This window comes from Streptomyces sp. NPDC056738, from assembly GCF_042790435.1.
In the GTDB taxonomy this organism is placed as follows: Bacteria; Actinomycetota; Actinomycetes; order Streptomycetales; family Streptomycetaceae; genus Streptomyces.
Map to the genome: position 1 here is coordinate 15,836 of NZ_JBHTZF010000005.1, position 17,788 is coordinate 33,623.

Here is a 17,788-nt window from a genome sequence, read left to right on the forward strand (position 1 = left end):
GCGCTCCGGCGGGTTCACCGCAGGGTGACGACCCTTCAGCCGACTCAGCCGATGGTTCCGTAGGCGGCTCAGTCAGTCGTTCCGTACGCGGCCATGAACATGTCCACGAGGCCGTCGACCGCGGCGGCGTCGATGGGGCGGGTCGACAGCAGGCTGCGGTAGTACAGCGCACCGCACAACACCTCGGCCGCGAACTCCAGGTTGGCCTCGGCCTTCAGCTCGCCGGCTCGTTGGGCTCGGGTGATCCGGTCGAGCGTGCTCCGCTCGACGGTGGCCAGGAAGCGTTCGTGCAGTGTCGCCCGCAGCTCGGAGTCGCCTTGTGCCTCGGCGATGACCGCGCGGTAGACCGGGCCGATCGGCGGGCTGGAGAGGGCCGCTCCGGAACGGAAGAACTGCTCGCGCAGATCCTCCCGGACGCTGCCGGTGTCCCGGTAGTCCAGATCGCTGGTCCACACGCGGCTGAGCGCGTCGAGCAGCAGTGCCGCCTTGGAGGGCCAGCGCCGGTAGATCGTGTGTTTTCCGACTCCGGCCCGGCGGCCGACCGCCTCGATGCTCAGACCCGCGTACCCGACCTCCGCGGCCAGGTCGAGCGTCGCCTGGAGCAGCTCCTCGGTGCGTGCCGCGCCTCGACGCCTCGGTGTGGCGGGCGGTTCCGTCATGAGACCACTCTATCGGCACGTGCCGTGCCGTTGACAACGCGGGGATCGCGCGGAATATTCGGAACTCATCGGCACGATGCGTGCCGATGAGTTCCGGTGGCGGATCGTCACCGGCCCGCACAGGATTGCGGACGACGGATCATCGAGGGGGAGTTCTGCCATGAGCAGCACGGAAAGCGGTCGGCACGAGGGATTCACGGCCGAAGAGCGGGCCGCGATGAAGGACCACGCCAAGGAACTGAAGAAGGAGGCCCGCCGCGGTTCGCGCGCGGACAAGGCGGCCGAGGCGGAGCGGGACGTGGTCGCGAAGATCGCCGAGATGAGGGACTCCGACCGGATCATGGCCGAGCGGGTCCACGCCGTCGTCACCGCCGCGGCTCCGGTCCTCGCGCCGAAGCTCTGGTACGGCATGCCCGCCTATGCGCTGGACGGCAAGGTCGTCTGCTTCTTCCAGAGCGCGGAGAAGTTCAAGGCCCGCTACGCGACACTCGGTTTCAGCGATCAGGCGAAGCTGGACGACGGCCCGATGTGGTCCACCGCGTTCGCCCTGACCGAGCTGACCGCCGACGTCGAGGCGAGGATCGGCGCGCTCGTGAAGCAAGCGGTGAGCTGAGGCACCTCACGACGGCGCCCGCCGACAACCGGACGGTGTGTGCCTCGCCCGGCACTCGGGACGGTTGTGCCTCGCCCCCGCGCTTCCCGGACGAGGCACACACCGTCGGCACGGCACGGCGCAGCACAGGCAGCGGCACAGTACCGGCACGGCTCCGGCGCCCGTCCCGGCACAGCTCCGGCACCCGTTCCGGCCGCCTGGACGCCGGCGCCCTCCGAGGCGTGAACCTTTTCGTGGCCGGAGGACAAGTACCGGGTGAACGCTGCCCTTTCCTCCGACGACACGGACCACTCATGACTGATTCGCTGTGCCGCCCCCCAACGGGGGACGGCACGCCCGGCGACGCCGAGCAGCCCGAAGGCGCGCGGAGCGATGCCGCTCTGATCGCGGCCTCGCTCGACGAACCGGAGCAGTTCGCGGCGCTGTTCGACCGGCACGCGCCCACCATCCACCGGTACGTGGCCAGAAGACTCGGCGCCGACGCCGCCGACGACGTCACCGCGGAGACCTTCCTCACCGCCTTTCGGATACGGGGCCGTTACGACAGCGGCCGGGCCGGGGTGCGCCCCTGGTTGCACGGGATCGCGGCCAAGCTGATCAGCCGGCACCGCCGCGAGGAGGTCAGGGCGTTCAAGCTCCTCGCGCGCACCGGGCAGGACCGGATGGCCGAGACCTGGACGGACTCGGTCGACGACCGCGTCACCGCGCAGGCCGCCTCCAGATCCCTGGCGGGCGCGCTGGCCAAGCTCCCGCAGGGCGACCGGCACACCCTTCTGCTGTTCGCCTGGGCCGACTTCACCTATCAGGAGATCGCCGAAGCCCTCGACATCCCCGTGGGCACCGTCCGGTCCCGGCTCAACCGCGCCCGCAGAAAGCTCAGAGCGGCGACCGGCGAACGTGACCCGCTGACCGGCCCCCGCGAAGTGCCCGTACTCGAAGGTGATTCCGCATGAGCGAGCCGAACGAACTGACCGAGTTGCACGACCTGAAAGAGCTGCGGGCCCTGCGCGCCGACGCCCCGCTGCCCGACACCGACCGCCTCGCCCCGCAACGAGCCCTGCTCGCCGAGGAGTTCAGGTCGGGAGCCGAAAGGAGTCGACCCGCCTTCGCACGAGGGGGGCCGCCCCGGCGCAGGATGTTCCTGGCGGCCGCGGGGGCCGTCACGGCGCTGGCCGTGACAGGGGGCGCCGTCGTCCTCCTGTCCGACGACACCCCCGGCACGGACACCGCCGTCCCCTCCGGCCGGCGCCTGCTCTCGGCGCGGGGTTCCGCCGAAGCCCTCGAACTGGCGGCGGCCACGGTGGAGAAGCTCGGAGCGACGGAGCCCGGACCGAAACAGTGGGTCTACGAGAAGTCGACCTCTCTCGGCCAACAGGCGCCCCAGACCACGGAAGTGTGGACCCGCTGGGACGGGACCGGCTGGGCGCGCCTTCCCGGTATCCCTCCGGCCGGGCGCATCGACCACTTCGACCGGAACAAGCTCCAGGTCACCTACGGGCCCAACCAGGAGGAGAAATGGAAGAAGGAGGGTTACGACGACCGCTCGCAGCGGCAGTTCTACCGCTTCCTCGCCACCCTGCCGAGCGATCCCGGCCGGATGATGCGGCGCATCCGTGAGGAGCACGCCATCGGTGACATCAAGGGCGAGACCCCGGCCCAGCGCGACTGGCGGGAGATCCATGTCCTCTACCGCTCGGTGCTGATCCCGCCGAAGGTGCAGGCGGGCATGTTCAGGGCGCTCGCGAGGATTCCCGGAGCCCGTGTGGAGAAGGGGATCAAGGATCCGGTCGGACGTCCGGCGATCGGCGTGACGGTGACCTACGACAAGCCCACGGCCTCGGGCTATCAGGGCAAGCAGGAGATCTTCTTCGACACCGCCACGTACGCGTACCTCGGCGCGTCGGCCGACCTGCCCGGAGAGCAGGGCATTCACGGATCGTCGCCCGACCCCCGGAACGCGAGCCCGGCCGCCCGGAACGCGAGCCCGGCCTTCGGGAACGGGAGCCCGGCGATCATCACCGTCCGCAACGCCTGGGGCGTCGTCGACAAGCCGGGCGCGCGCCCCTGAGCTCACCCCCGAGGGAAATCCTCAGCGGCTCTTGCGTACCCGGGCGGCCGCGCGGGCTTCCGCGGCCTTCCGGGCGTCCGCGGCCTTGCGGGACTCCTTGGCGGGCCGTCCGGGACGCGTGCCCATGCCGCGGAAGGGTGCGTTGCCCGTCGGCTTCGGTCCGGTCGGCGGGCGCTTGGCCCCGGTGATGGCGGTGAGCGCCGCCTCGCCCGAGCGCACCTGGGTGACGGTCGGACGGACACCGGCCTCGGACATCAGACGGTTCACGTCACGCCGCTGGCCTGCGGTGACCAGAGTGACCACCTTGCCTGACTCCCCGGCGCGCGCGGTGCGCCCGCCGCGGTGCAGGTAGTCCTTGGCGTCGGCGGGCGGATCGACGTTGACGACGAGGTCGAGCGCGTCGATGTGGATGCCTCGGGCGGCGACGTTGGTGGCCACCAGCACGTTGATCTCCCCGTTCTTGAACTGGGCGAGCGTGTGCGTGCGCTGCGGCTGCGACTTCCCGCTGTGCAGGGCGGAGGCACGGATCCCGGCGGCCCGCAGATGACGGGTGAACTGGTCCACGCCCGCCTTGGTGTCCAGGAACATCAGCACCCGGCCGTCCCGCGCGGCGATCTCGGTCGCCGTCGCGTACTTGTCGGCGCCGTGGATGTTCAGCACGTGGTGTTCCATCGTGGTGACCGAGCCGGCCACCTGGTCGACGGAGGCGAGAACCGGGTCGTGGAGGTAGTTCCGTACGAGTTGGTCGACGTTGCGGTCGAGCGTGGCCGAGAACAGCAGCCGCTGACCGTCGGCGCCGACTTGGTCCATGAGGTCCGAGACCTGCGGCAGGAAGCCCAGGTCGCACATCTGGTCGGCCTCGTCCAGCACCGTGATCCGCACCTGGTTCAGGAGGCAGTCCCGGCGTGACACCAGGTCGGTCAGCCGGCCCGGCGTCGCGACGAGCACCTCGACGCCGGTCCGCAGCAGCGCCTGCTGCCGGTTGATGGACAGACCGCCGACCACCGTCCCGAGCCGTACGTTCAGGGTCCGCGCGTACGGTTCCAGCGCGTCGCTCACCTGCTGCGCGAGCTCCCGGGTCGGCACCAGGACCAGCGCCAGCGGCCGCTTCGCCTCGGCACGCTGGCCCGCGATCCGGGTGAGCAGGGCCAGCCCGAAGGCCAGCGTCTTGCCGGAGCCGGTCTTCGCCCGGCCGAGGACGTCGTGCCCGGCCAGCGCGTTCGGCAGGGTCGCGGCCTGGATCGGGAAGGGTTCCGTCACCCCGAGCCCGGTCATCTCGGCCACCAGTTCCGCGGGCAGGCCGAGGGCGGCGAAGGACGTGGCGGGAGGCAGGTCCGCCGAGCGGGACGAGGGTGCCGCGCCGTCGCCTCGCGGCGCCGGCCGGTCGGCGCCGGCGTCGGAGAGTCCAGGGGCCGGCGGCTTCGCGTTCATGGGGAACCTTCCTCAGTCTGACGCCCGGAACGCCCCGGGGCCCGTACCACTCGGCACGGGCCCCGGCGACTTCGAAGCGTGCTCCCCATTTTACCAGCGGGGACATGACCGCCGGGCCGGGCCGCCGGGCGGGCCAGCGGTCAGGCGCCGGGCCGGACCAGCGGGTGGGGCCGGCGGGTCCGGAAGCCGCCGCCCGATGCCTCGGGGTCCCCCGATGTGACCTTGTTCCTTGCCATCGACGGCCCGGTGTGGGAAGCATCTCCGCAACGAGTCTCCGAAGAACTGTTATCCGAGGTTCCGCGGGCGGTCTCCCAGGCAACGGCAGCATCGTTCGGAGTCGAGGACAGGGAAGTTTTCATGAGGAGACAGCACGCGGTGGAGCCGGCGGCACTGGTGACTGCCGCCCGGGCGGGCGACTCGGCGGCTCAGGACGCCCTGGTGAGCGCCTATCTCCCCTTGGTCTACAACATCGTCGGACGCGCGCTGAACGGCTCGGTCGACGTCGACGACGTCGTGCAGAACACCATGCTCCGCGCCCTGGACGGCCTGGACGGGCTGCGTGAGCCGGAGAACTTCCGCTCCTGGCTCGTGGCCATCGCGATGAACCAGGTCCGGGCGCACTGGCGGGACCGTCAGCTCGCCCCGGGCGGGGTGGAGGAGGCGGAGGATCTCGCCGACCCCGGCTCCGACTTCGTGGACCTGACCATGATGCGGCTCCAGCTCTCCGGCCAGCGCCGCGAGACCGCGCTGGCGACACGCTGGCTCGAACCGGACGACCGGGGCGTGCTCTCACTGTGGTGGCTGGAGTGCGCCGGTGAGGTGACCCGGACCGAGGTCGCCGAGGCCCTGGAGCTGTCGCCGCAGCACGCGGCGGTTCGGGTGCAGCGGATGAAGGCCCAGTTGGAGACGGCTCGTGTGGTGGTACGGGCGCTCGCCGCCCGCCCGCCGTGCGAGGAACTGCGGGGTGTTCTCGCCTCCTGGGACGGCCGGCCCTCGGCGCTGTGGCGCAAGCGGATCGCCCGGCACGCCCGCGACTGCGTGCGCTGCTCGGGTCTATGGAGCGGCCTGATGCCCGCGGAGGGACTGCTGGCCGGTCTGGCGCTGGTCGCCGTGTCGCCGGGGCTGGCCGCCGCGCTGAGCGACGCGTCCGGAGGGATGGCCGCCACGGGCTCGGCGTCCCGGAAGCCGGCCACCGACCACGGGGACGCGGGCGCTCCGGGAGCCGGGCATCGGGCGACGGGCACGAGGTCGACCGCGCGCGGCGAGGCCCGCCGGCGCCGACGCGTACGGCGCCGGGCACTGGGCGGCGCACTCGTGGCGGTCTGCGTGGCGGGCGGCGGCCTCTGGTACCTGGACACGGGACCCGGAACGAGCACCGACGGGGCGGCTCCCTCCCGTACCGCGGGCGACCCCGTCATGGACCTCTCGGCACCGGACGCCTCCCGCACCTCGCCCTCGGCGTCCGCCGGTGCCACGGCCTCGCCGTCGGCGTCCGCGTCGAAGAAGGCGAAGGCGTCCAAGTCGGCGCGTGCCGCCGAGCCGAGCAAGTCGGCCGGCGCCTCCTCGGCCGCGCCGACCCGGCGGGCGTCGAGCCTGGCCCGGGCGCAGTCGGCCCCGACGACGACCGTGGCGCAGGTGGTCGCGCTGGTGAACAAGGAGCGGGCGGCCGCCGGCTGCGGACCGCTCACGGAGGACCCGCAACTGGAGAACGCGGCCCAGGCCCACTCCGACGACATGGCCGCGCGCGGCTTCTTCGAGCACACCAACCCCGACGGCGTCGACCCCGGCAAGCGCATCACCGCCGCGGGCTACCAGTGGTCCACGTACGGCGAGAACATAGCCATGGGTCAGCAGACCCCCGAGTCGGTGATGGAGTCCTGGATGAACAGCCCGGGGCACCGCGCGAACATCCTCAACTGTTCGTTCAAGAACATCGGGGTGGGCGTGCACAAGGGGTCGGGTGGTCCGTGGTGGACCCAGGACTTCGGCGCGAAGCTGTGAGGCCCGGTACGGGGGCTGCTTCCCGGGCGTGAGGTTCACCGGTCGCGGACGTGCCGGACCCGGCATGGGGGGCGAGCCGGACAGGCCAAGGGGACGAGCCGGACCGGCATGGGGACGTGCCGGACCCGGCATGGACGGCGAACGTGCCTCAGGTGACGTGCCAGCCGGGTTCGAGACGGTCGAGGAGCGCGCGGAAGGCCGCGCCCGCCCGCTCCCGGCCGTCCTCGGTGAGGGAGGCGACGACCAGGCCGAAGGTCGCGTCGACCAGGAGGGCGGCCTCCGTCCGGGCGCGGACCTGCGTCATGCCGAGGCCCCGGAAGACGGACGTGAGCAGGTCCGTCCACTCGGTGAGCACGTCACGCAGCAGGGGCCCGTAGCGGTCCGGGTCGATCAGTCCCGCAGCCATGACCTCGAGGTAGAGGGGGAGGGCGGTACGCAGGTCGGGGGCGTTGAACCGCCGCCAGGTCTCCTCCATGAAGCTGCGGAGTCCCGCCGGGTCACGCGGGGCCTCCGCCGAGCCGAGCGTGTCCCGGGCGTGCAGGAGCGGTCTGCGCTCGTCCAGGGCGAGCGCCTCGGCGACCATGGCGTCCTTCGTCCCGAAGTAGTACAGGAGCATGCGGTCGCTGGTGCCCAGGGCTCGGGCGAGGGGGCGCAGGGACAGTCCGGCGAGGCCGTTGCGCACCAGGTACGCGCGGACCCGGTCGGCCAGCTCGCGTCGTTTGGCCTGGTCGGACGGTCGTGGCATGGGCGCTCCGGAGGTCGCGGCGCCGCCGTGACCGGGGTGGTGTGACACCGAACACGTTCCATATGTCCGGATCGGTACTCTTGGAAAGAATTTTTACCGTAGCAACCGCTACATGCATATTTGTTATCGTGACGGGCGTTACGTGAACGCGTGACCTGACACTTGTCCGGACCGGTCGACGACGGGTCCGTGCCGCTCCGGCGGTCTGGTTGCCAGCAGTGCGGAAGGGACTGATTTCCATGGCCCCGGGGGCCATCGACCTCAGCGCGGCACCACGCCGAGGGCGCTTCACCCGGCTCTACCGCAGGCCCGAGGAATCCGGGCGCGAGGGGGGCACGAGACGCGATCAGCAGAACGGGGCATCCGTGGAAGCAGCACCCACGTCGTGGCTCGCCAGGAACATGGCTCTCTGGGCGCGTGCGCTGCAACCCATACGCCCGTTCGACGCGCCCCGCGCCCGTGTCACCCCCTGGGAAGCCTCCTGGCCCCTGTCGCGGGAGCTGACCTCGGCCCGTCGGGCCCGCCGTCTGGTGACGGCCCAACTGGCCGAGTGGAACCTGGAGGAGCTGGCCGACACCGCGGAACTCCTGGTCAGCGAGCTCGTCACCAACGCCCTGTGTCACACGCGCGGCCCGCTGCGGCTCAACCTGTGTCTGCGCGACGACCGCCTCCTGTGCGAGGTCGAGGACACGGAGCCGCTGTGCCCCGTACGACGTGAGGCCGACCCCGACGCCGAGGGCGGCCGCGGCACCGAACTGCTCGACCTGCTCGCCGAGAGCTGGGGCAGCACCTGCACGCCCACCGGCAAGACCATGTGGTTCGAGGTGCCGACCCGGGACCCGTCGTAGGACCGGCCGGGAAGGACTCCGGCGAAGAGCCCTCGGCCCGGCGAGGCCCCGCTTTCAGGCGCGGGTGGCCACCTGGGTCGCCAGGAAGTCGAGGAGCGCGGCGTTGAAGCGGGCGGGCTGTTCCGCCCCGGGCAGGTGGCCGGCACCCTCGATGACGGTCAGGACCGCGTGCGGGACGAGCTCGCGGATCGCCTCGGCGTCGGCGACCGGGGTGTAGACGTCGTCGGCGCCGACCACGATCAGCACCGGGGACTGCACGGCGGCGAGCGTGTCCCGGTAGTCGAGGCGCTCGGCCCGGCCGCGCAGGGCCGCCGCGGCACCGCGGGGATCGGTGGCACGCATCATGCCCAGCACGTGTTCGGCGACGCGGGGCAGCGCTGTGACGTTGTAGTCGGCGAGCATCTTGCCGATGACCTCGTCGGCGTAGCCGTCCATCCCCTCCGCGAGGAGCCGGTCGGCCATGCGGTTGCGTACGGCCTTGCCCTCGTCCGTCTCGGCCGGCGCGGAGGTGTCCGAGAGGACGAGCGCGCGGACGCGGCGCGGGTGGGTGCGCTGCACCTCCATGGCGATCTGCCCGCCCATCGAGACGCCGCCCACCACGGCCCGGTCGATGTCCAGGTGGTCCAGGAGCGCGACGAGGTCGTCGGCGAAGTCGGAGAGATACACCGGGCCGGCGTCCACTCCGCTGGCCCCGTAGCCACGCAGGTCCGGGGTGATGACCCGGTGTCCGGCCGCGACGAGCGCTTCCGTCTGAGGGGCCCACAGCGTCCGGTTGAAGGGATGCCCGTGGATCAGCAGGACGGGCAGCCCGTCCGGGGAGCCGCTGTCGTCGTAGTGGAGCGTCGTCCCACGCAAGCCTATGGAGGTCATGCGAGGCACCCTAGCCTGAAGATCATCATCCTCAGGCTCCATCCGGCGGGCCGGAAAAACCAACCCGCCGGAAGCGAAGACCCAGCCCGTCTGCCGGCAGCGAAGACCCGGCCCGTCCGCCGGAAACGATGACCAAGCTCGTCCGCCGGATACGAAGCCGAGAACCGATACCGATACCGAGGCCGAGGCTGCGGGCGAAGCCGGACACCGCCGGCCGGCCGGCCACGGAGCCGGACGCCGGACACGGCCCGGCACGAGCGCGATGTGGATCGCGTCGGCCGGGCCGTCGACGGGGCAGGGGAGGAGTTACTCCGCCTCGTACCGGGCACCGTAGGGATCACCGGCGCCCGTCTCGCGGTACTGGGCTCGCTCGTCGGCGCCGGGCCGCTGAGGCGCCGCCGACGGCCAGTGGTCGGCCTGCGGGACGCTGTGGACCACCGGTGCCGGAGAGTCCTGGATGCCCGCCACCCGCACCGGCATGACGTTTCCGCGTGCGACGACCTTGGAGCGCTCCTTGACCCGCTTGTCCCGGCCGGAGTCGCCGAGGATCAGGACCGGGTCGAACATGACGACGGCCGCGGCGAGGATGAGGAAGATGATCGGGCCGAGCAGCATCGGCAGCAGGAGCGAGGAGCCCTCCTGGCCGGTGATGGTCGGGGCCGTGTCGATGCTGTTGTGGAGGTGGACGCTCAGGGCGGCCATGCCCGTGTAGTGCATGCCGGTGACGGCGAGACCCATGACGAGGCTGGCGCCGAGCGTGCGGATGAAGCCCTGCACGGAGACGGCGGCCCACAGGGCGGCGGTCGCCGCCACGAGGGCGATGATCACGGACAGGCTCACGGTGAACGCGTTGTAGCGCAGCTCTCCGTTGAGCTGCATCGCGAACATGCCCAGGTAGTGCATGGTCGCGACGCCGAGGCCGGTGATGGCGCCGCCCACGGTGAGGGCCGCTCGCGTGGCACCGCGGTGCCCCACGATGAAGACGCCCGCGGAGACCACCACGATCGCCACGGCGAGACTGAGCACGGTGAGAGGGACGTCGTAGGTGATGGGTGTCTCCGCCACGGAGAAGCCCGTCATCGCGATGAAGTGCATCGTCCAGATGCCGCAGCCCAGGGCGCTGGCCCCCAGGGCGAGCCAGCCGAGCCGCCACCCGGGTTCGTGGTGCACCGTGCGCACCACGCAACGCAGCCCCAGCGCCGAGCCCACACAGGCCATGACGTAGGCGGCCACCGGTGTGACCAGCCCGTAGCTGAAGCCGTCGATCGTGCCGTTCATCCGCTCCCTATCTCTTTACCGCTGACATACGAAGGACATTGAGCCCGTTTCCTGGTAGCGATAGCAAATCCTCGAGGGGAAGTTGGTTGAAACTTGCGCGATCGTTATCGATCTCGTAGGGGCGCGGGAATTTCGACCGGCCCTTTCGGCCTTGTGCAGTGCGGTGCCGCGTCCTCGCGAGGGCGGGGCGGACGGACCGCCGACGGCGCGCGGGAGCGCGCCTGTGCGAGTCTGACGAGGACTAGGAAGAAGGGGTGCGTGCGATGAGCCGGAACGAGGAGAAGGCGCTGCTGGCCGGTGGCTGCTTCTGGGGCATGCAGGATCTGATCAGGACGTTCCCGGGTGTTCTGGACACGCGGGTGGGATACAGCGGCGGCGACGTGGCCAATGCGACGTATCGCAACCACGGCACGCATGCCGAGGCGATCGAGATCACCTTCGATCCCACGAAGACCGACTACCGGACGATCCTGGAGTACTTCTTCCAGATCCACGACCCGTCGACGAAGAACCGCCAGGGCAACGACATCGGCCTCAGCTACCGGTCCGCCATCTTCTACGTCGACGACGAGCAGAAGCGGATCGCCGAGGAGACCATCGCGGACGTCGACGCCTCCGGACTGTGGCCCGGCAAGGTCGTGACCGAGGTCGCGCCCGCCGGTCCGTTCTGGCAGGCGGAGCCGGAGCACCAGGACTACCTGCAGCGCTACCCCGACGGTTACACCTGCCACTTCGTCCGCCCGAACTGGCGGCTGCCGAGGCGCGCGGAAGCCTGAGCGGGGAACTGAAGGCCCGCGGCCCTACGGGGTCGCGGGCCTTCAGCGCGCACGGCCTCGGCCCCGGGCCTCCGGGCCTCCGTGTCTTCGTGCTTCCGGGCCTCCGTGTCTCCGGGCCCCAGGTCGGCGGCGGGTCGGCGGCGGCCGGTCGTCAGGGGGCCGCGCGGCGCGTGGTCATGAATGCGGCCGCCACCGCCGTGGCGGCCAGGACCACCGACGTGGCCCCCAGCGCGTGCTGCGCCGCGGTGCGGGCGTCGCCGGCCGCGTCCAGGTAGATGCCGCCGACGACCGCGACACCGAGAGTGCCGCCGAGCTGCTGGACGGCGTTGAGCAGACCGGCCGCAGACCCCGTCTCCTGCGGTCCGACACCGCTCAGTGCCGAGCTGAAGAACGGCGGGGTGAACAGGCCCGTCCCCAGTCCGGCCACGGCAAGCGCGGCGGGCAGCAGGGCCGGATACGAGTCGGGGGCCGCGCCGCGATACGCGAGGACGGCGGCCGCCAGACCGACCGCGAGGACGGCCAGCCCGGTGTGCATGACGCGCGTGCCGTACCGCGTGACCAGATGCGTACCGGCGGCCCAGGACCCGGCCGCGAGTCCAGCGGACCACGGCAGCAGGGTGAGCCCCGCCCTGAGCGGGCCGTCGTGGAGGCCGAGTTCGAGGTGCAGCACGACGGTGATCATGACGCCGTTCATGACCGCGAAGAACAGGGTCGACGTGGCCAGGGCTGCGGGGAACGCGCGGCCCCGCAGCAGGGCCGGTTCGATCAGCGGCGCCCGGCCGCGGCGCCCGGCGCGGCGCTGGTGGACGACGAACACGCCCAGAACCACGGCCCCCACGGCGGCGACGGCCCACCCGGTGGGTCCGGTGCTCCCGGCCGCCAAGGGGCAGACGACGAGCGCGGTGCCGGCCATGGCGAGGACCGTGCCCGCCGGGTCGAGGCGGGGCCGCGTAGGCGCACGGTCCTCGGCCAGGAACACCGAGGCGGCCAGGACCGCGGCGGCGAGCGGCACATTGACGAGGAAGACCGCGCGCCAAGAGGAGCCGAACAGATCGGCGTGGGTCAGGACGCCGCCGAGAACCGGCCCGAGGACCGCGGACAGACCCATGACCGGGCCGATCATGCCGAGCGCCCGGGTCAGTTCACCGCCCTCGTACAGGGCGCGGATCAGCCCGAAGGTCTGCGGGACGATCGCGGCCGCCGCCGCACCCTGCACGGCACGCAGCGCGATCAGGATCCCGGCGCCCGGTGCGAGGGCGCAGGCCAGGGACGTGGCCGCGAACACGACGACGCCGACGCGGAAGACGCGCCTGCGGCCCGCGATGTCGCCGAGCCGCGCGCCGGTCAGCAGGCCGAGGGCGAACGCGAGGGTGTAGGCGGCGCTGAACCACGGGATCGTCGCCCGCGCACCGCCGAGGTCGGTGTGGATGACGGGGCCCGCGACCTGGACGATCGTCGCGTCGAGGAGGTTCATCGCCTCCGCGGTGAGCACCGCCGCCAGGGCGAGCCCGCGATGGCCCGGGTCGGGAGGGGCGACGGTGTCGGTCCGGCCGTGAGCGGCGGTGCGGATGGTGATGCGGGACATGGGTCTCCCCCCGGTGCCGTGCGGGTGTGTCGGGTCGGTGGTGGCCGGGCCCCGTGCGGAGCGGTCGCCGCCGCCCGGCCCGCGACCCGGGAACCACCGTGCCGCCCGGTCTCCCACCGCTTCCATCTCGTCGGCCGTATTCGGTGATTTCTTCCACGAGGGTCGGCTAATTTGGCGGACATGGTCGTACTGGACGAGCTGGACCGGGGTCTGATCCACGCCCTGCACGTGGACGCGCGGGCGCCGTTCACCCTCGTCGCCGAAGTCCTCGGCACCTCGACGCAGACGGTGGTCCGCCGCTATCGGCGGCTGTACGCGCGGGCGGGACTGCGCGTCGTCGCTCTGCCCACACCGCGAAGCTCCGGCACGCACCAGTGGTTCGTACGTCTGACCGCGGCGACCCGCACCGCGCACGACATCGCGGTGGCGCTCGCCCGGCGTCCCGACACCTCCTGGGTGCGCCTGACCTCCGGAGGAACGGAGATCGTCGCGATCATCCACACCGCGCCCGCCGGTCCCGACGCGCACACGCTGCTGCTGCGGGACATCCCCCGCACCGCCGGGATCACCGCGGTGTCGGCGCACTACCTCCTGCACACCTACCTGGGCGGCCCGACGGCGTGGCGCGGCCGGATCAACGCCCTGGACGCCGACCAGGAGGCCCGGCTGCGCGCGCAGTCGCCCCGCCCGCAGGCGTCGGGCGGGCCGGACGCCCCCGACGCGGCCCGTCTCCTCACGGACGCGGACCGCCTGCTGCTGTCCGCGCTGCGCGAGGACGCGCGCCTCAGCTACGCGGACCTGGCCGCTGCCACCGGCACCTCGGCGTCCACCGCGGCCCGCCGGCTGGCCGAACTGCGGGCGCGCGACGCGCTGTTCTTCGACCTCGACATCGATCCCGCGGTGCTGGGCGTGACGGCGTCCGCGCTCCTGTGGATGCAGGTGGCGCCCGCGCATCTGGACACGGTGGCGACGGCGCTGGCGGGCCACGACGAACTCGCGGTCGTCGCGGCGACGACCGGCCCGACGAACCTCTTCGCCCACGCGCTGTGCCGCGACGCGGAGGCCCTGCACCACTACCTGACGCGGCGGGTGGCCTGGGACGCCGTCACGCGGATCGAGACGGCCCCCGTGCTGCGTACGTACAAGGCGGCCACGACCCTCCGCCCGGGCTGACCCCGAACCGCCCGGCCGCTCAGACGTATTCGTTCCGCTTGAGCTCGATCACCCACGCCCGGCGCTCGCAGATCTTCCCGTCGCGCATACGGAAGACCTCGGCCATCGACATGCGCATCGGCTCTCCCGTCTCACGCGCCACCGTTCCGGTGAGTTCGGCCATGATCACGTCGTCCTCCTCGACCATGCGGACGACCTCCAGCCGGGGAGGCGGGACGAAGCCGGGGCCCTCGATCGCGGCGTCGTACGCCTCCTTGCCGGTCAGATGGAAACCGCCGAAAACCGTCCACTCGATGTCATCGGTGAGGCAACTGAGAATCTGGGCGTGATCGTTCTTCCGGAAGCCGTCCAAATAGGTCTCGACGGTCTGTTTGTTCCGCGACATGGCTCCTGCTTTCCATCGGAAGGTTGGCTGAAAGACGGCCGCGCCGTGTAGCGATGGCGCTGATCGGGACCGTGAACCGTCGAGGCACCTCCATAGCGCCGCCGCGCGCGGGAGGCAAGCCGGACTCACTCGAAGGTGTGGTGCTGTACGGCAGATAGAGTGGCGGTCCTCGAAAGGCGTAGTGTCATATGCCGGTTGCCCGGGGCAGGTGGGCAACTCGCAGGCGGGGGCCAGGGGAGAGGACGGCATCACGAGATGACGAGCACCGACTGGAGCGACCGAGGATTGTGCCGTACGGCCGATCCTGACGATCTGTTCGTCGAAGGCGCGGCGCAGAACCGGGCCAAAATGCTGTGCGTCGGCTGCCCGGTGCTCACGGAATGCCTCGCTTATGCGCTGGACCAGCGCATCGAGCACGGCGTCTGGGGAGGCATGACCGAGCGCGAGCGCCGGGCCCTGCTGCGCCGTCGGCCCACGGTGACCTCCTGGCTGAATCTCCTGGAAACGGCCCGAGTGGAGCACGAACGCTCGCAGGACACCGCTGCCGTCGCGCCCAGGGCGAGCTGACCTCCCGGCCCGTGCGTCGGTTCCGCGGGCGCGACCGCCGCCCGGCTCGTCGCGGGCGGGCGGGGCCCGCGGGGCGCCCGGTCGGCTCCGTGCGCCTGACGGGCGCCGATGTCGTGCTCGTCGGCTATTTCTCCGCCAAGGAGAAGAACTTCGTCGCGCTCATGGACGCGGCGGCGGAGGAACTGACGGCACGCGGTGCTCGGATCGTCGGACGGATCACGCAACGGCGTGGTGTCTCGGACGGCGGGGCCCGGAAGATGACCGTGCCCTATTCCTCACGCACGCTGCTGAGTTCCGGAAAGGTCCTCGAGGTGGCCGCCCGCTGCGAAGAGACCGAAGCCGACCTGGTGGTCTTCGCCACGGCTCTGACACACCGACAGCAACACGTACTGACAGAGATATTCGATCGACCCACAGTAAGTCTCGCCGCGATCACCGCCGACGGCTGAGCCGGAATTGCGTGTGCCCCGCAATTCACCGTTCGTGTGCCAGGTGGCGGCGGACGGTGAGCGAACTCGCCCTGCGGGGAACGACCGTGCTCTTGTCGCCCTCGGTGCGTCGGGCTTCCTCCGGAAGGGCGTCAGACCGGGGCTGCCTGTCTTGCCCGGGGCTGCCTGTCTCCGTCGTGGCCGACGCCATGACCTCGCGGTGTTCTCGCCGCCGCGCCCCGAATGGGAAGCATCGAAGCATCCATCGGCTTGGGACGCCCGACCGGACCAAACGAGGCCGGAGGCGACGCAATGAGACAGACAGCCGAAAAGGACTGAATACACAAAGGCTGTCATGTGTGCGTTCTTATCGGCCGCCGGTATCGATTAAATCGAGCCAGTTGTGTGGTCCGACATTGTGTACCGAGGAGTGAACTGTCACCGTCGTGCGCGGAACGGCAGCCCGATCATGACTTTCGAAAGCCGCAACTCCACTGCAGGGTAGGGGAGTTGACCGACAGATGTGTCGACCTGGCGAAAAGGCCAATTTCTCCTCCCTTTACCGGCTTCAAGGCGGAGGCGAGCGTCTGCCGGGCGGGCGAAACCTTCCATGAACGACCCACCACGGCAGTGTGCGGATTCGGCCCGGACGATCTCCGACGGCGGTCCGCGGACCCAGCGAAGGAGACGTTTCGCGGTCATGAAGACGAGTCCATTTCGTGTGCACGACGACAAAAGACCCAGCGAGCATCGAGGCGCCACGAGCGCGCTACCGGGACGGAGAGTCAGAGCCGGGGTGTTCGCCGCCACGACGGCGCTCCTCACGGTCGGCACCCTGATCGGTGCCGTGCCCGCGGCGGCGGCACCCACGGCGATCAGGCTGACCTCCTCCTCCTGTCCCGGCGTGATCCAGCAGGGCCAGACGAACGGCTGCGTCACGGAGTTGCAGAACCTGCTCAACGCCCATGGCGCCGGACTGCTCGTGGACGGCGTCTTCGGGGCGAACACCCTCTACGCGGTACGCGAGTACCAGGCCTCCACCGCGATCGCCGTGGACGGACTGGTCGGCCCCCAGACCAAGGCCAAGCTGTACGCGACCGGCGGCTCGGCCCCGTCGCCGATCAACCTCACGTCCTCCTCGTGCCCGGCGAACGTCGTCCAGGGCGACAAGGGCGGCTGCGTCACCGAACTCCAGCGGCTGCTCCGCCACTTCGGCCACTCGATCGACGTGGACGGCGATTTCGGGCCGGCGACATACAGTGCCGTCCGCAGCTTCCAGTCCGCGCACGGCCTGTCGGTCGACGGCCAGGTCGGCCCGAACACCAAGCGCGAGCTGTACGACACCGACGAGTCGGCGTCCACCGCCCTGGACCTGCGATCGGCCTCCTGTCCCTCGAACATCGTGGAGGGGCAGAGCGGCGGGTGTGTCGCCACGCTCCAGGCCCTGCTCAACGGCAAAGGGCGACACCTCGACGTGGACGGCGAGTTCGGGCCGCTGACCGTGGCCGCCGTGAGATCGTTCCAGTCCTCGGCGGGGCTCTCCGTCGACGGGCAGGTCGGTCCGAACACCAAGGCCGCCCTGTACGCGAACATCAGCACGGGCGGCGGCAGCGGCGCACCGGCCCCGATCAACCTGAACTCCGCCTCGTGCCCGGGCACCATCGTGAAGGGCGGGCGCAGCGGCTGCGTCACCGAACTGCAGAGCCTGCTCAACCACCACGGAGCGGATCTCGCCGTCGACGGCGAGTTCGGGCCGTTGACCGACAGCGCGGTGCGGGACTTCCAGGCGGAGAAGGGTCTGTCCGTCGACGGCCAGGTCGGCCCGAACACCAAGGCCGCTCTGTACGGCGCGGTCACGCCGCCCGCCTCGACCCCGCCCGGCGGCGGGTACGGCAAGATCCTCGCCGTGGCCGCGGCCGAGGTCGGCACCGTCGAGGGCAGCGCCCGGGCGAACAGCTACGGATCGGCCGTGGGCCTGTCGCTGTCCACCCGCAACTACGCCTGGTGCGCGACCTTCGTGAGCTGGGTGGCCAAGCAGACCGGGGCCAGCTCCTACCGCAACACCTATGTCTCGGGCTGGGTCAAGCAGGCCCGGGCCGGCAACTACCACCTCTCCGTGACGACGAACCCGCAGCCGGGCGACATCGTGGCCTTCGACTGGAACGGGGGCGACAACTACACCGGCGGGCAGGAACACATAGGCATCGTGCGAACGGTGAGCGGCGGCTCGGCCTTCACCACGGTGGAGGGCAACACCGGCAATCCCAACGGGGGTTCGGACGGGGTCTACATCAAGACCCGCAGCACGAACAGCGGCTACGACGTGACGTTCATCCGCGTCCGCTGACCGGCCGGCCGGCT

17 protein-coding genes are annotated in these 17,788 nt (G+C 71.2%); 10 read left to right on the plus strand and 7 right to left on the minus strand.

The genetic code is table 11. The annotated features are described in order from the left end of the window. Window positions 1–68: 68 nt before the first annotated feature. Window positions 69–659 carry a TetR/AcrR family transcriptional regulator gene (locus ACFRIC_RS14115; RefSeq protein WP_382784330.1) on the minus strand — a complete coding sequence of 197 codons (591 nt, stop codon included), beginning with the start codon at window positions 657–659 and terminating at the stop codon, window positions 69–71. Between the two features lie 160 nt (window positions 660–819). Here ACFRIC_RS14115 and ACFRIC_RS14120 point away from each other — a divergent pair, with 160 nt between their 5' ends. From ACFRIC_RS14120 to ACFRIC_RS14130, 3 genes are all read left to right on the plus strand, one after another. Further along, window positions 820–1,272, plus strand: a complete 453-nt coding sequence (locus ACFRIC_RS14120) for an iron chaperone (protein WP_382784333.1) — start codon at window positions 820–822, stop codon at window positions 1,270–1,272. 293 nt (window positions 1,273–1,565) lie between these two features. Further along, window positions 1,566–2,225, plus strand: coding sequence for an RNA polymerase sigma factor (locus ACFRIC_RS14125; RefSeq protein WP_382784336.1), 660 nt, complete (start codon window positions 1,566–1,568; stop codon window positions 2,223–2,225). Then, complete coding sequence (locus ACFRIC_RS14130; RefSeq protein WP_382784339.1) at window positions 2,222–3,340, plus strand: CU044_5270 family protein; 1,119 nt, start codon at window positions 2,222–2,224, stop codon at window positions 3,338–3,340. The genes ACFRIC_RS14125 and ACFRIC_RS14130 overlap by 4 nt, the downstream gene beginning before the upstream one ends. Window positions 3,341–3,361: 21 nt before the next feature. On the opposite strand, the gene ACFRIC_RS14135 is transcribed toward ACFRIC_RS14130, so the two are convergent. Further along, window positions 3,362–4,771, minus strand: a complete 1,410-nt coding sequence (locus tag ACFRIC_RS14135; protein WP_382784342.1) for a DEAD/DEAH box helicase — start codon at window positions 4,769–4,771, stop codon at window positions 3,362–3,364. A gap of 357 nt (window positions 4,772–5,128) precedes the next feature. On the opposite strand from ACFRIC_RS14135, the gene ACFRIC_RS14140 reads away from it, so the two are divergent. Continuing rightward, entirely contained in the window at window positions 5,129–6,772 is a 1,644-nt protein-coding gene (locus tag ACFRIC_RS14140) for a sigma-70 family RNA polymerase sigma factor (protein ID WP_382784344.1), read from the plus strand. A 148-nt stretch (window positions 6,773–6,920) separates the two neighbouring features. Here ACFRIC_RS14140 and ACFRIC_RS14145 read toward each other — a convergent pair whose 3' ends face one another. Beyond that, window positions 6,921–7,517 carry a TetR/AcrR family transcriptional regulator gene (locus ACFRIC_RS14145; RefSeq protein WP_382784347.1) on the minus strand — a complete coding sequence of 199 codons (597 nt, stop codon included), beginning with the start codon at window positions 7,515–7,517 and terminating at the stop codon, window positions 6,921–6,923. 239 nt (window positions 7,518–7,756) lie between these two features. Between ACFRIC_RS14145 and ACFRIC_RS14150 the strand changes: the two genes are divergently transcribed. Further along, window positions 7,757–8,365 (plus strand): ATP-binding protein, encoded by a 609-nt coding sequence (locus tag ACFRIC_RS14150; protein ID WP_382784350.1) that lies wholly within the window; start codon window positions 7,757–7,759, stop codon window positions 8,363–8,365. 54 nt (window positions 8,366–8,419) lie between these two features. On the opposite strand, the gene ACFRIC_RS14155 is transcribed toward ACFRIC_RS14150, so the two are convergent. Both ACFRIC_RS14155 and ACFRIC_RS14160 read right to left on the minus strand, forming a co-directional pair. After that, entirely contained in the window at window positions 8,420–9,235 is an 816-nt protein-coding gene (locus tag ACFRIC_RS14155) for an alpha/beta fold hydrolase (RefSeq protein WP_382784353.1), read from the minus strand. Window positions 9,236–9,541: 306 nt separating this feature from the next. Then, complete coding sequence (locus ACFRIC_RS14160; RefSeq protein ID WP_382784355.1) at window positions 9,542–10,513, minus strand: MHYT domain-containing protein; 972 nt, start codon at window positions 10,511–10,513, stop codon at window positions 9,542–9,544. A gap of 263 nt (window positions 10,514–10,776) precedes the next feature. On the opposite strand from ACFRIC_RS14160, the gene msrA reads away from it, so the two are divergent. After that, complete coding sequence (gene msrA, locus ACFRIC_RS14165) at window positions 10,777–11,289, plus strand: peptide-methionine (S)-S-oxide reductase MsrA (protein ID WP_382784358.1); 513 nt, start codon at window positions 10,777–10,779, stop codon at window positions 11,287–11,289. Between the two features lie 151 nt (window positions 11,290–11,440). On the opposite strand, the gene ACFRIC_RS14170 is transcribed toward msrA, so the two are convergent. Further along, a complete protein-coding gene (locus tag ACFRIC_RS14170; protein WP_382784362.1) occupies window positions 11,441–12,874 on the minus strand; it encodes an MFS transporter in 1,434 nt (477 codons plus the stop codon). Window positions 12,875–13,054: 180 nt separating this feature from the next. Here ACFRIC_RS14170 and ACFRIC_RS14175 point away from each other — a divergent pair, with 180 nt between their 5' ends. After that, entirely contained in the window at window positions 13,055–14,047 is a 993-nt protein-coding gene (locus ACFRIC_RS14175; protein ID WP_382784365.1) for an Lrp/AsnC family transcriptional regulator, read from the plus strand. Between the two features lie 19 nt (window positions 14,048–14,066). Here ACFRIC_RS14175 and ACFRIC_RS14180 read toward each other — a convergent pair whose 3' ends face one another. Then, the gene (locus ACFRIC_RS14180; protein WP_382784368.1) at window positions 14,067–14,432 is read right to left on the minus strand and encodes a nuclear transport factor 2 family protein; all 366 of its coding nucleotides are present in this window, start codon (window positions 14,430–14,432) and stop codon (window positions 14,067–14,069) included. A 255-nt stretch (window positions 14,433–14,687) separates the two neighbouring features. On the opposite strand from ACFRIC_RS14180, the gene ACFRIC_RS14185 reads away from it, so the two are divergent. The 3 genes from ACFRIC_RS14185 to ACFRIC_RS14195 all read left to right on the plus strand — a co-directional run bounded on the left by ACFRIC_RS14185 (window position 14,688) and on the right by ACFRIC_RS14195 (window position 17,774). Then, complete coding sequence (locus ACFRIC_RS14185) at window positions 14,688–14,999, plus strand: WhiB family transcriptional regulator (RefSeq protein ID WP_382784371.1); 312 nt, start codon at window positions 14,688–14,690, stop codon at window positions 14,997–14,999. A gap of 89 nt (window positions 15,000–15,088) precedes the next feature. Continuing rightward, entirely contained in the window at window positions 15,089–15,448 is a 360-nt protein-coding gene (locus ACFRIC_RS14190) for a hypothetical protein (protein ID WP_382784374.1), read from the plus strand. Between the two features lie 775 nt (window positions 15,449–16,223). After that, window positions 16,224–17,774 carry a peptidoglycan-binding protein gene (locus ACFRIC_RS14195; RefSeq protein WP_382784376.1) on the plus strand — a complete coding sequence of 517 codons (1,551 nt, stop codon included), beginning with the start codon at window positions 16,224–16,226 and terminating at the stop codon, window positions 17,772–17,774. The last annotated feature ends 14 nt before the right edge of the window (window positions 17,775–17,788 follow it).

Bases quoted from the DNA above. Each gene is read 5' to 3' on its own strand.
- ACFRIC_RS14160 (WP_382784355.1), bottom strand. From the start codon at position 10,513: ATGAACGGCACGATCGACGGCTTCAGCTACGGGCTGGTCACACCGGTG.
- ACFRIC_RS14135 (WP_382784342.1), bottom strand. From the start codon at position 4,771: ATGAACGCGAAGCCGCCGGCCCCTGGACTCTCCGACGCCGGCGCCGAC.
- ACFRIC_RS14175 (WP_382784365.1), top strand. From the start codon at position 13,055: ATGGTCGTACTGGACGAGCTGGACCGGGGTCTGATCCACGCCCTGCAC.
- msrA (WP_382784358.1), top strand. From the start codon at position 10,777: ATGAGCCGGAACGAGGAGAAGGCGCTGCTGGCCGGTGGCTGCTTCTGG.
- ACFRIC_RS14170 (WP_382784362.1), bottom strand. From the start codon at position 12,874: ATGTCCCGCATCACCATCCGCACCGCCGCTCACGGCCGGACCGACACC.
- ACFRIC_RS14125 (WP_382784336.1), top strand. From the start codon at position 1,566: ATGACTGATTCGCTGTGCCGCCCCCCAACGGGGGACGGCACGCCCGGC.
- ACFRIC_RS14140 (WP_382784344.1), top strand. From the start codon at position 5,129: ATGAGGAGACAGCACGCGGTGGAGCCGGCGGCACTGGTGACTGCCGCC.
- ACFRIC_RS14150 (WP_382784350.1), top strand. From the start codon at position 7,757: ATGGCCCCGGGGGCCATCGACCTCAGCGCGGCACCACGCCGAGGGCGC.
- ACFRIC_RS14145 (WP_382784347.1), bottom strand. From the start codon at position 7,517: ATGCCACGACCGTCCGACCAGGCCAAACGACGCGAGCTGGCCGACCGG.
- ACFRIC_RS14180 (WP_382784368.1), bottom strand. From the start codon at position 14,432: ATGTCGCGGAACAAACAGACCGTCGAGACCTATTTGGACGGCTTCCGG.
- ACFRIC_RS14130 (WP_382784339.1), top strand. From the start codon at position 2,222: ATGAGCGAGCCGAACGAACTGACCGAGTTGCACGACCTGAAAGAGCTG.
- ACFRIC_RS14115 (WP_382784330.1), bottom strand. From the start codon at position 659: ATGACGGAACCGCCCGCCACACCGAGGCGTCGAGGCGCGGCACGCACC.
- ACFRIC_RS14185 (WP_382784371.1), top strand. From the start codon at position 14,688: ATGACGAGCACCGACTGGAGCGACCGAGGATTGTGCCGTACGGCCGAT.
- ACFRIC_RS14155 (WP_382784353.1), bottom strand. From the start codon at position 9,235: ATGACCTCCATAGGCTTGCGTGGGACGACGCTCCACTACGACGACAGC.
- ACFRIC_RS14120 (WP_382784333.1), top strand. From the start codon at position 820: ATGAGCAGCACGGAAAGCGGTCGGCACGAGGGATTCACGGCCGAAGAG.